The organism is Spirillospora sp. NPDC049024, assembly GCF_040649235.1.
In the GTDB taxonomy this organism is placed as follows: domain Bacteria; phylum Actinomycetota; class Actinomycetes; order Streptosporangiales; family Streptosporangiaceae; genus Spirillospora.
On sequence record NZ_JBEZFD010000003.1, the window covers coordinates 102816 to 114014 of the forward strand.

General features: G+C 72.6%; 7 protein-coding genes and 1 tRNA gene. 2 read left to right on the forward strand and 6 right to left on the reverse strand.

Features of this window, described 5'->3' with window-relative positions; translation table 11 throughout:
- Positions 1-67: 67 nt before the first annotated feature.
- Genes AB0C21_RS06055 through topA form a run of 3 tightly spaced genes read right to left on the reverse strand, consistent with a single transcriptional unit; the run spans position 68 to position 6036 of the window.
- Positions 68-1207, reverse strand: coding sequence for a DNA polymerase III subunit delta' (locus tag AB0C21_RS06055; RefSeq protein WP_500202942.1), 1140 nt, complete (start codon positions 1205-1207; stop codon positions 68-70).
- 19 nt (positions 1208-1226) lie between these two features.
- The gene (gene tmk / locus AB0C21_RS06060) at positions 1227-3314 is read right to left on the reverse strand and encodes a dTMP kinase (protein ID WP_500202943.1); all 2088 of its coding nucleotides are present in this window, start codon (positions 3312-3314) and stop codon (positions 1227-1229) included.
- A 28-nt stretch (positions 3315-3342) separates the two neighbouring features.
- On the reverse strand, positions 3343-6036 hold the full coding sequence (topA, locus tag AB0C21_RS06065) for a type I DNA topoisomerase (protein WP_500202944.1): 2694 nt from the start codon (positions 6034-6036) through the stop codon (positions 3343-3345).
- 253 nt (positions 6037-6289) lie between these two features.
- Between topA and AB0C21_RS06070 the strand changes: the two genes are divergently transcribed.
- A complete protein-coding gene (locus AB0C21_RS06070) occupies positions 6290-6475 on the forward strand; it encodes a DUF5703 family protein (protein ID WP_141580137.1) in 186 nt (61 codons plus the stop codon).
- A 359-nt stretch (positions 6476-6834) separates the two neighbouring features.
- Here the strand turns inward: AB0C21_RS06070 and AB0C21_RS06075 are convergent, their stop codons facing one another.
- The 3 genes from AB0C21_RS06075 to AB0C21_RS06085 form a co-directional block, all read right to left on the reverse strand.
- The gene (locus AB0C21_RS06075) at positions 6835-8583 is read right to left on the reverse strand and encodes a chaplin family protein (protein ID WP_500202945.1); all 1749 of its coding nucleotides are present in this window, start codon (positions 8581-8583) and stop codon (positions 6835-6837) included.
- 134 nt (positions 8584-8717) lie between these two features.
- On the reverse strand, positions 8718-9434 hold the full coding sequence (locus tag AB0C21_RS06080) for a hypothetical protein (protein ID WP_500202946.1): 717 nt from the start codon (positions 9432-9434) through the stop codon (positions 8718-8720).
- Positions 9435-9513: 79 nt separating this feature from the next.
- Positions 9514-10833, reverse strand: a complete 1320-nt coding sequence (locus tag AB0C21_RS06085) for a M20/M25/M40 family metallo-hydrolase (RefSeq protein ID WP_500202947.1) — start codon at positions 10831-10833, stop codon at positions 9514-9516.
- Positions 10834-10944: 111 nt separating this feature from the next.
- Between AB0C21_RS06085 and AB0C21_RS06090 the strand changes: the two genes are divergently transcribed.
- Positions 10945-11030: transfer RNA gene (locus AB0C21_RS06090), tRNA-Leu, on the forward strand.
- The last annotated feature ends 169 nt before the right edge of the window (positions 11031-11199 follow it).

Genomic DNA, 11199 nt, shown 5'->3' on the forward strand with positions numbered 1-11199 from the left:
TGCGCTAGTTGAGAGTTGCGTACGGAAATGTAACGAATGAGGACAGCTCTTGTAAGCCCCCATCGACTTATCCCTGACGCAACGCCAAGGTCAGCGCCTCGAAAGCCAGCTGCGGATTGACGTTCGCGGCCAACCGCTCCCTGCAGTCCATGATCGCATCGAGCCGGCGGAGGGTGTCCTCGGGGCGGCCGTCCGCCGCGGCCGACCGCAGCTCGGGGCCGAGCTCGATGTTGACCAGCTCGCTGCCCGCCCCCAGCTGAAGGGTCAGCACGTCCCGGTAGTAGGACGCGAGGTCGAGCAGCGTCCGGTCGAGGGCGTCGCGCAGCAGCCGCGTCGCCCGCGACTTCTGCCGGTCCTCCAGCTCCTTGAGGGCGCCCGCCGTCCCGCGCGGCATCCGCCCCTTCTCGCTCTCGCCGAGCGCCTTGCGCAGGGCGGAGGTCTCGGTCTCGTTCAGCTCGGCCGTCTGCGCGTCGCGCTCGGCCTTCGCCGCGTTCACGAGGGTCTCCGCCGCCGCCACCGCCGCGCTCACCCCGGTGAGCCGGCGCGGAACCGCCACCACCTGATCGCGCACCTGCCGCATCCGCGGCTCGGCGGCGAGCCGGCGCGCCCGGCTGATGTGGCCCTGCGCCGCCCGCGCCACGACCTCGGCGGTCTCGCGCGGGACGCCGTCGCGCTGGACGAGGAAGTCGGCGATCGCCGCGATCGGCGGGGTCTGCAGGGTCACCAGCCGGCAGCGCGACCTGATCGTGACGAGCAGGTCCTCCGGCGACGGCGTGCACAGCAGCCACACCGTGCGCGGCGGCGGCTCCTCGATCGCCTTCAGCAGCGCGTTGGCGGCGCCCTCGGTGGCCCGGTCGGCGTCCTCGAACAGCACGATCTGCCGGCCGCTCCCGCTCGGCGAGGACGAGGCCCGCAGCACCAGCGCGCGGGCGTCCCTGATGCCGAACGACAGCCCCTGCGGGCGGACGACCTCGACGTCCGCGTGCGTCCCCTGGAGGACCTGGTGGCAGGACGCGCAGTGCCCGCACCCGCGCGGCGTCCCGGTGCACTGCAGCGCGGCGGCGAACGCCCGCGCGGCGGTGACGCGCCCGGACCCGGGCGGCCCGGTGAACAGCCACGCGTGCGCCGGCCCGCCCTCCCGCTCCGCGGCCGCGGACAGCTGCGCGATCACGGGCTCCTGCCCCACCAGGTCGTCCCACACGCTCATGGAACAGAGGCTAGCGGGCTCAGAAGTCGGTGATGACCGGGAACGTGCTCGTGGCGTCCTCGGTGCCGAGCGGAACGGGGTCGGGCAGGATCTCCCGGATGCGGTACTGGATCTCCCGGCTCAGCTCGCCCTGGGGGCGGCTCGCGTCCAGGATGAGGTAGCGCTCGGGGTCGGCCTCGGCGAGCGCGTGGAAGCCCGCGCGGACCCGCTCGTGGAACTCCTGGGACTCCGACTCCATGCGGTCGGCGGGGGCCGACAGCCGGCCGAGGCCCGCCTGCGGCGGGATCTCCAGCAGGACGGTCAGGTCCGGGACGAGGCCGCCGGTCGCCCACGCGTTGACGCGGGCGATGTCCTCGACCGGCAACTGCCGCCCGAAGCCCTGGTAGGCCAGGGACGAGTCGACGTAGCGGTCGCTGACCACGATCGCGCCGCGCTCCACCGCCGGCCTGATCACGTTGGCGACGTGGTCGGCGCGGTCGGCCGCGTACAGCAGCGTCTCGGCGCGGTCGGACAGGCCGGTGGTGTCCCGGTCCAGCAGCATCGCGCGCAGCCGCATCCCGATCTTGGTGGCGCCGGGCTCGTGCGTGGTGACCACGTCGTAGCCGTGGTCGCGCAGCCAGATCGCGGCGAGCCGCGCCTGCGTCGTCTTGCCCGCGCCCTCGCCGCCCTCGAACGCGACGAACACGCCGCGGTTGCGGTGGACGGGCTGGGGCGCCGCCGCGGCCTGCTCCGGCGGCGTGTAGATCTCGCCGTGCAGGGCGGCGCGCAGGTCGGGGACGAGCGGGATGCCGCGCCGGTCGTCCAGCCGCCGGTAGGCGACCAGCCCGGCCAGCAGGGCGACGACGGCCGCGGCCAGCATCGCGACCCCGGATCCGTAGGCGTCGTAGACGCCGCCGCCGAGGTCGAGGCGGTGCGACCCGACCAGCGCCGCGATCAGCGGGACGGCGGCGAACGTGATCAGCACGGCGATCAGCGCGACCGACCGCAGGAAGGCCGCCGGGCGCGCGTCCTCCGGCGCGTCGGGGTCGCGCGCGGCGTCGGCCTCGCGCAGCGCCGCGGTCGCCGTCGACCAGGCCGCCCCGGCGAAGACACCGAGGAACGCCGTCGTGAACACCACGACGACGAGGTTCTGGACGAGGGCGAGCACGACCAGCGCGAGCGCGGCGGCGATCACCGCGAGGCCGAGGAGCCGGCGGCGGCTGAACGGGACGAGCACGCGCGGCCCGAGGAACAGCCCGAACCCGAGCCCCACCGTCAGCGCGGTCAGGACGGAGCCGTACCCGGCGTCGCCGCCGCCGAGCTCGCCCGCGTGGACGCGGGCCACCGAGACGACCGCACCCGCCGTGACGGACGCGGCCGCGATCGCGAGGCCGAGGCCGCGCGCGGCGGCCGACCCCGGGCCCTGGAAGATCAGTTTCAGCGGCGACGGCGCCGCGACCGGCTCGGTCGCCGGGATCTCGCCGGCCGTCGCGACGACGGCGGCCGCGACCAGGAACAGGCCCGCCGTCACGTACAGGGCGAGGTCGGCGCGGGAACCGGCGCCGAGCGTCCCGTTCGCGACGAGGGCGAGGACGGCGAACAACAGCGCGGCGGCCGGCGCGGGGCCGTAGCGGACGCGGGACGCGGCGCGGCGGGCGGCGGGCCGCGACTCCTCGTCCGGGACCAGGCCGGGCAGGGCCGAGCGAGCCGCCGGGATCCACAGCAGGCTCAGGCACGAGACGAGGAACGCGGCGGCGAACGTCCACGGCAGCGCGTCCACGAGCGGGACCGTCACGACGACCACCAGGCGCAGCACGTCCGCGATGATCAGCATCAGCCGGCGGTCGACGCGGGCGGCGAGCAGCCCGGCGACCGGCGGGAGCACCACCGCGGGCAGCAGCAGCAGCGCCAGCGTGCCCCCGATCGCCTGCGCCTGCGCGGCGGGATCGTCGCCGCGGGCCAGCACCGCGGCCATGGCGGTCAGCGCGGGGACGCCGAGCCACTGGGCGGCGCTGGACAGCGACAGCGCGATCCGGAGCCGGCGGAACGGCCCGATCGACGAAAGCGACGAAACGCCCGGCGGCGGTGGCGCTGCGGGGTGCGGCCGGGGTGCGCCCGTTCTGGTCATGTCGGTCAGGGTATCGGCGTAGATGTCCCTATGAACCGGACTTTGCGGAGGTTCGACGACGCGTCGTCGTCTTCTTCTTCCCGCCGCCCGCGGCCACCTTCTCACGGCGCTCCGCGAGCAGTTCCGCGGCGCGCTGGATGGTGATCGACTCGACCTCGTCGCCCTTGCGCAGGCTGGCGTTCGTCTCGCCGTCGGTGACGTACGGGCCGAACCGGCCCTCCTTCACCACGACCGGCTCCCCGCTCGCCGGGTCCTTGCCCAGCTCGCGCAGCGGCGCGGCGGCCGCGGCCCGGCGGCCGCGCTGCTTGGGCTGCGCGAGCAGCTCCTTCGCGCGCTCCAGCGTGACCGTGAACAGCTCCTCCTCCGAGCCGAGCGACCGGCTGTCGGAGCCCCTCTTGATGTACGGGCCGAACCGCCCGTTCTGCGCGGTGACCGGCTCGCCGTCCAGCTCGCCCAGCGTGCGGGGCAGCGACAGCAGCTTCAACGCGTCGTCGAGCGTGATCGTGTCGAGCGACATCGACTTGAACAGCGACGACGTGCGCGGCTTCGGGGTGTCGGCCTTCTTCGTCCGCTTCTTGCCGTCGGCGGGCGGCGGCTGCTGCTCGGGCAGGATCTCGGTGACGTAGGGGCCGAACCGCCCCGACTTGGCCACGATCGTGTGGCCGGTCTCGGGGTCGGTGCCGAGCTCCCGGTCGCCGGACGGCTGCGCGAACAGCTCCTCGGCCTTCTCGGCGGTCAGCTCGTCCGGCGCGATGTCCTCGGGGATGTTGACGCGCTCGCCGTCCCGGTCGAGGTACGGCCCGTACCGGCCGACCCGCACCATGATGTCGGTGCCCTTGATCGGGAACGAGCTGATCCCCTTGGCGTCGATGTCGCCGATGTCGCCGACCAGCTCCTTCAGTCCCTCTTCGCCGTTGTCGCCGAAGTAGAACCGGGAAAGCCAGCGGACGCGCTCGGCCTCGCCCCGGGCGATCTCGTCGAGACCGTCCTCCATGTGGGCGGTGAAGTCGTAGTCGACGAGGTTGCCGAAGTGCTGCTCCAGCAGGTTGACCACGGCGAACGCCAGGAACGACGGGACCAGCGCCGTGCCCTTCTTGAACACGTACTCGCGCGCCAGGATCGTCCCGATGATCGAGGCGTACGTCGACGGCCGCCCGATCTCGCGCTCCTCCAGCTCCTTCACGAGGCTGGCCTCGGTGTAGCGGGCCGGCGGGCGGGTCGAGTGGCCCTCCGCGTCGACCGCGCTCGCGGTCAGCGGGTCGCCCTCGGTCAGGTTCGGCAGGCGCCGCTCCTGGTCGTCCCGGTCGGTGGACGGGTCGTCGGCGCTCTCCACGTAGGCCTTGAGGAACCCGTGGAACGTGATCGTCTTACCGGTCGCCCCGAACTCGGCCCGCTCGTTCCGCGTCGACACCCCGGTGACCCGGATCGACACCGACTGGCCGACGGCGTCCTTCATCTGGGACGCGATCGTCCGCTTCCAGATCAGCTCGTACATCCGGAACTGGTCGCCGGACAGGCCCGTCTCCGCGGGCGTCCGGAACGTGTCGCCCGCCGGGCGGATCGCCTCGTGCGCCTCCTGCGCGTTCTTCACCTTGGAGGCGTAGACGCGCGGCTTGTCCGGGACGTACTCGCCGCCGAACAGCGACGCCGCCTGCCGCCGCGCCGCCGTGATCGCCGTCTCCGACAGCGTGATCGAGTCGGTTCGCATGTAGGTGATGAAGCCGTTCTCGTACAGCTTCTGGGCGACCGACATCGTGTACTTCGCGGAGAAGTTCAGCTTGCGGCTGGCCTCCTGCTGGAGGGTCGTCGTCCGGAACGGGGGGTACGGGCGGCGCGTGTACGGCTTGCGCTCGACCGACTTGACCTCGTACGGACGGCCGCGGAGCCGCTCGGCGAGGGCCGTCGCGGCGGCCTCGTCCAGGTGCAGCGCGTCCCGCGTCTTCAGGGTGCCGTCGGACGCGAAGTCGCGGCCCTGCGCGACGCGCTTGCCGTCGACCGAGACGAGCCCGGCCTTGAACGCCGTCGGCTCCTCGTCCTTGCCGGTGTCGAACTGGGCCGCGATGTCCCAGTAGTGGGCGGGAACGAACGCGATCCGCTCCCGCTCCCGCTCGACGACCAGCCGCGTCGCCACCGACTGCACGCGGCCCGCCGACAGCTTCGGCATGACCTTCTTCCACAGGACGGGGCTGACCTCGTACCCGTAGAGGCGGTCCAGGATGCGGCGCGTCTCCTGCGCGTCCACCAGGCGCATGTTCAGCTGGCGCGGGTTCGCGGCGGCGCGCTGGATCGCGTCCTTGGTGATCTCGTTGAAGACCATCCGGTGCACGGGGACCTTGGGCTTGAGGACGTCCTGGAGGTGCCAGGCGATCGCCTCGCCCTCCCGGTCCTCGTCCGTCGCGAGGTAGAGCTCGTCGGCCTCGGCGAGCAGCTTCTTGAGCTTCTGGACCTGCTGGCGCTTGTCGGAGTTGACCACGTAGAGCGGTTCGAACTCGCGCTCGACGTTCACGCCGAGCTTGGCCCACGGCTCGCCCTTGTACTTGGCCGGCACCTCCGAGGCGCTTCCGGGCAGGTCCCGGATATGGCCGATACTGGACTCCACGATGTAGCCGCGGCCCAGGTAGCCCGCGATCGTCTTCGCCTTCGCGGGCGATTCGACGATCACCAGGCGCGTCCCCACGCCGTTGCCGCGGCCACTGTTCGCGGTGCCGTTCTTGGCTGGCACAGTCGCTCCAACCTCGCTGTCTCGGTCCTCTGGTTCAGGCTCTTCCTACCGGCTTCGTACAACGTCGCATGACGGCGTGTTTGTGCCCGCGCCTTCCGCCACCGTCTCGCGATCATCGCTGCCGCCCCCGCCGGGAGGCGGGATTCTCACCGCCGCGCGCCTCCGACAGGATTGCATGCCGCCGGACGGCGCGCGGACCGGGACGCCACGGTACGGTGCCGCACGGCCGGTAGACCAAGTAATAATGGTCGCAATGGCGGAGTACACCTACCTCGTCCTGTCACTGCCGCGCGGCACCACCCGTGACACCGCCCGGCAGATCATGACCGAGCACGCGGAGCACGGCGGCTGGGAACTCGATCGCTTGCGCCTGTACCCGGACGGCCGCCGTCGTATTCAACTGCGCCGCAAGGTCATCCGAGCCGTCCGTACGTTCTGACCGTTCCCAGCGGCCTGTCGGGAGCGTAGCACTGCGTACGGATTCCATGACGTGACGTTACTGTGTCCACCCCCGCCACGCCTCCCCACCCCGGCCACGAGCCCGCCACCCCCTGCGGACACGGGCTTCGCCCCGCCTCCAGCCACGAGCCGGCCTGCGTGAGGACCAGCACCGCCGCCTGCCGTCCCCGCTCACTTGCCTCGGACACAGAACGCCCAGTTCGGGCCCCGCCCCGCCTTTTGGCGCCGGGACCTGCCTGTCTGGGGACGCGGCTTCGCCCGCCCCGGTCCGCGCCTCCGGGACGGGCGAAGGTCTTCCGCTGCCGGCCGTGCGGCCGGCTCACCCGCGTTCTGGTGGATCTAGCGGCGACCCACCCGGATGCGCCGCGCCAGCACCGTGATCCCGGCCGCCACGGCCAGCAGCCCGGAGACCGCCGTCAGCAGCGCCGCGCTGGTCTTGGACTCCGGCGTGATCGTCTCCGTGGCCGCGACGTGGCGGGCCGGGCCGATCTCGCCGGGCACGTCCGCCGCCTTCGGGGCGGGCACGCCGTGGACGTCGGCCGGGACGACCGGCTTCACGGGCACCGGGAGCGTGACCGGCGTCCCGCCGTCCTGCCGGACGCGCTGGGCCCCGGTCTTCGGCAGCAGGGCCGTCGCGCCCGTCTGGGACACGGCGTTCAGCACCGGCGACAGGGGCGCCGGCGCGCCGTCACCGCCGAGGGACGGGGCCGCGGTGCGCTGGTTCGGCGCGGAGATGGGGAGGCTCGGGGCTCCGAGGCCGCCGACCAGCCCACCGGCGAGGCCGCCGACCAGGGGCACGTCGATCGGCGAACCGGGGCGCGGGGCGGTGCTCGCCATCCGGTAGGGGGAGGGCTCGTACCCGCCGTTGTCGCCGGGGTCGTCGCACTGGGGGGCGGGGGAGGCCAGGCCGATCACGGCGGCGCCGTTGCCGCACACGTCGACCGGGGCCTCGACCGGCACGTCCGCCTGGTTCCCGGAGCCGACGCCGCCGGTGCCGGACGTCGTGCCGCCGGAGCCGTTCGACCCCTTGACGACCGCCTTGCCGGTGCAGGCGCCCGTCGCCTGGCCGATGACCGCGACGGCGTTGCCGCACACGTTGACCGGGATGGAGATCGGGGCCAGCACCTGGTTCCCGCCGAGAACGCTGCCTTCGCCGGAGGTGGTCTGCTGCGCACCGCCGGTGCCGCCGTTCTGCTTGACCGTCGCGCCGCCCTCGCAGGCGGCGCCGGCCTCCCCGATGACCGCGACGGCGTTGCCGCACACGTCGACGGGGATGGAGATCGGCACGTTGGCCTGGTTGCCGGACAGGACCCCGCCCGCGCCGGAGGTGGTCTGCTGCGCGCCGCCGCTGCTGCCGTTCTGCTTGACCGACGCGCCGCCCTCGCAGGCCGCCACCGCGTTGCCGACCGCGTTGCCGCAGACGTTCACGGGCACGCTGATCGGGACGTCGGCCTGGTTCCCGGACAGGACGCCGCCCGTGCCGGACGTCTCCTGCCTCGATCCGGTGGATCCGGTGGTGCCGCCGTCGGTGACCTTGGCGCCGCCCTCGCAGCCCGCGACCGCCTGGCCGATGACCGCGACGGCGTTGCCGCACACGTCGATGGGGGCGGAGATCGGGGCCTTCACCTGGTTGCCCGCGAGGACGCCGCCCTTGCCGTCCGTGACCTGGCCGCCCGTGCCGGTGTCCTGGCCACCGGTGTTCTTGACCTTGGCGCCGCCCGTGCAGCCCGCCTGCGCGATGCCGAGGACGGCGACCCCGTTGCCGCAGGCGTTCACCGGGACGGAGATGGGGGCGTCGACCTGGTTCCCGGACCCGACGCCGCCGGCGCCCGAGGTGGTCTGCTGCGCGGCGCCGCCGCCGTTCTGCACGACCTTCGCGCCGCCCTTGGACGTCGCCTGGGCGATGCCGAGCACGCCGACGGCGTTGCCGCTCACGTTGACGGGGGCGGAGATCGGCGCCTTCACCTGGTTGCCGGACAGGACGCCGCCGTCGCCGTTGGTGACGTCGGCGAAGGCGTTGGCGGGGACGGCGCTGACACCGAGGGCGACGAAGCCCGCGGTGAGCATGGCACGTGATGTGCGTCGCATGATGCTCCTTAGGGGAGTTTGGTGGAGAAGAGACACGTGTGTCTCGGGGGAAGGCCGCGCATGAGGGCACGGCAGGAGACCGGATCGGCGCGCCCGAGCCGCACGGGCACACGTCCGGAGAGTGGGATCAGGGACTAGTCGGGCGCGAAGGACGGCTCGTCCGCAGCGGTGCGGACGGCCGGCAGCACAGCGCCGAAGACCCGGCGCAGCGATGCCTGTCGGGGCGCTGGGACCCACGTCCCGGCAGCCGGGAACCCGACGGCGATGCCGGTCGCGATGAAGCCGCCGGTCACCGAATGCGTGCCGGGCCTTTCGGGGGCCGGCATCGGCTCGGGCCGGTGCTGGACGGCGACATGGCGGACCTCATGACCGGCACTCGGGCGAGGCCGGGAAACGCTGCGGGACACGTGCGGCCGGCGGTGCGTCTCAGGCGCGGCCGCGACCTTGGTCACGTGCGGCCTGGGCTTGCGCTTGACCACGGGCTCGACCCGTACGTCCGCCTTGGGCGGCGACACATCCCGCGGGGCGCTCACTTCACGCGGCGGCGCCTGCGCCACCGCGCGCACGACCTCGACCAGCTCGGTGACGCCGCTCGCCTCCCGTACCGGTGGACGCTCCTGGACGGTCTGGACGGTCTGGACCGCGTCTCCCAGCACAGGCGTCTTCGCGACGACCCCCGTCACGAGCTCGGGCGGCTGTTCGTCGGCGTGCGCGGACTGCGCCGCGCACCCGAGGAGCCAACCGGCGATCAGCAGCCCGCCGAGGACCAGCAGGCGCCGGACGCAGGGGCCGACGGCGACGCGGCGCGGCAGGGCGGAAACCGCCCCGACCCGCGCCGCGCCACCTGCCACCGGACACCCTCCGTTGCGACTGCTCCGTCCTCAACGAATGGTGACGATAGCACCACGGAAAGCTCCGGTGATGGCAAATTCAAGAGCGATCAAGGAATTTGTCGAGAACCCTGACTCCGAAGCGCAGTCCGTCCACGGGAACGCGCTCGTCCACCCCATGGAACATTCCGGAAAAGTCCAACTCTGGAGGCAATTTAAGCGGCGCGAAACCGAAGCACCGCATGCCCAGCGTGGAGAAAGCCTTGGCGTCCGTCCCACCGCTCAGGCAGTACGGCACCGGCAGGGCGCCCTCGTCCTCCGAGGTCAGCGCCGCCTCCATCGCCGCGACGAGGGCTCCCTCGTAGTCCGTCTCGACCGCGCGGTCATGGTGGATGAAATCCCGCTGAACGTCCGGACCGAGAAGTTCGTCCACCACCGCGAAGAATTCCGACTCATGTCCGGGAAGGAATCGTCCGTCCACCTGAGCCGTGGCGGTCTGCGGAATGACATTCGCCTTATAACCGGCATCGAGCCGCGTCGGATTGAGCGTGTTCCGCAGCGTCGCCCCGATCATTCGCGCCAGCGGCCCGATCTCCTCAAGGCACTTTTCCGGACGTTCCGGGTCGAATTCGACGCCGTACGCCATGCACGCCCGCTCCAGGAACGCCCGCACCGACTTGGTCAGCCGCACCGGGAACTCGTGCGCCCCCAGCCGCGCGACCGCCGCCGCCAGGGCGGTGACGGCGTTGTCCGGATGCACCATCGACCCGTGCCCCGCCGTCCCCTTGGCGGTCAGGTTCATCCACGCGATGCCCTTCTCCGCCGTCTCGATGAGGTACATCCGCCGGTCCCCGGGCACCGTCAGGCTGAACCCGCCGACCTCCCCCACCGCCTCGGTGCACCCCTCGAACAGCTCCGGATGCTCCCGCACCAGCCAGTGGGCGCCCCACTTCCCTCCGGCCTCCTCATCGGCCAGGAAGGCGAGCACCACGTCCCGCGGCGGCCGGCGCCCCTCCCGCAGCCGCTGCCGCACCACCGCGAGGATCATCGCGTCCATGTCCTTCATGTCCACGGCCCCGCGCCCCCAGACGCACCCGTCGGCGATCTCCCCGCCGAACGGGTCGCGCGTCCAGTCCTCCTTGCGCGCCGGCACCACGTCGAGATGCCCGTGCAGAAGCAGCGCGTCCCGGCTCGGATCCTCCCCCTCGATCCGCGCGACCAGGCTGGCCCGCCCCGGATGCGACTCGAAGATCCGCGTCTCGAGCCCGACCTCCTCGAGCTTCTCCGCGACGTACTCCGCGGCCGCCCGCTCCCCCGGCCCCGAGTGATCACCCGGGTTGCTGGTGTCGATCCGGATCAGCTCCTGGCAGAGCCGGACGACCTCGTCCTCGGCGGTCGGCTGGTCGACCACAATGATCACCTCGCGTCCTCGGCTACCGTCCCATGGTGCCCCGCCGATCGACTTCGCCGCGACTCGCCACCTTTGGTATGGTGAACTCCGCCGCCGCAGCCCAGCTGCGGCCTGCGACCGGTCCGGGTGGCGGAATAGGCAGACGCGCTAGCTTGAGGTGCTAGTGCCCTTTACGGGGCATGGGGGTTCAAGTCCCCCCTCGGACACATACTGACCGCACATGTGGGGGCTCCGAATCATTCGGGCCCCCACTTCGTGTTTCTGGGGACAGCAGGTCATCGCACGATGCTCGATCATCTGCGCCAAGCGGCCCCGGCGGCGCGGAGGCCTGGCCGGGACCTCGCGGACGGCATGCCCTCCACCGTCGGCCCTCTG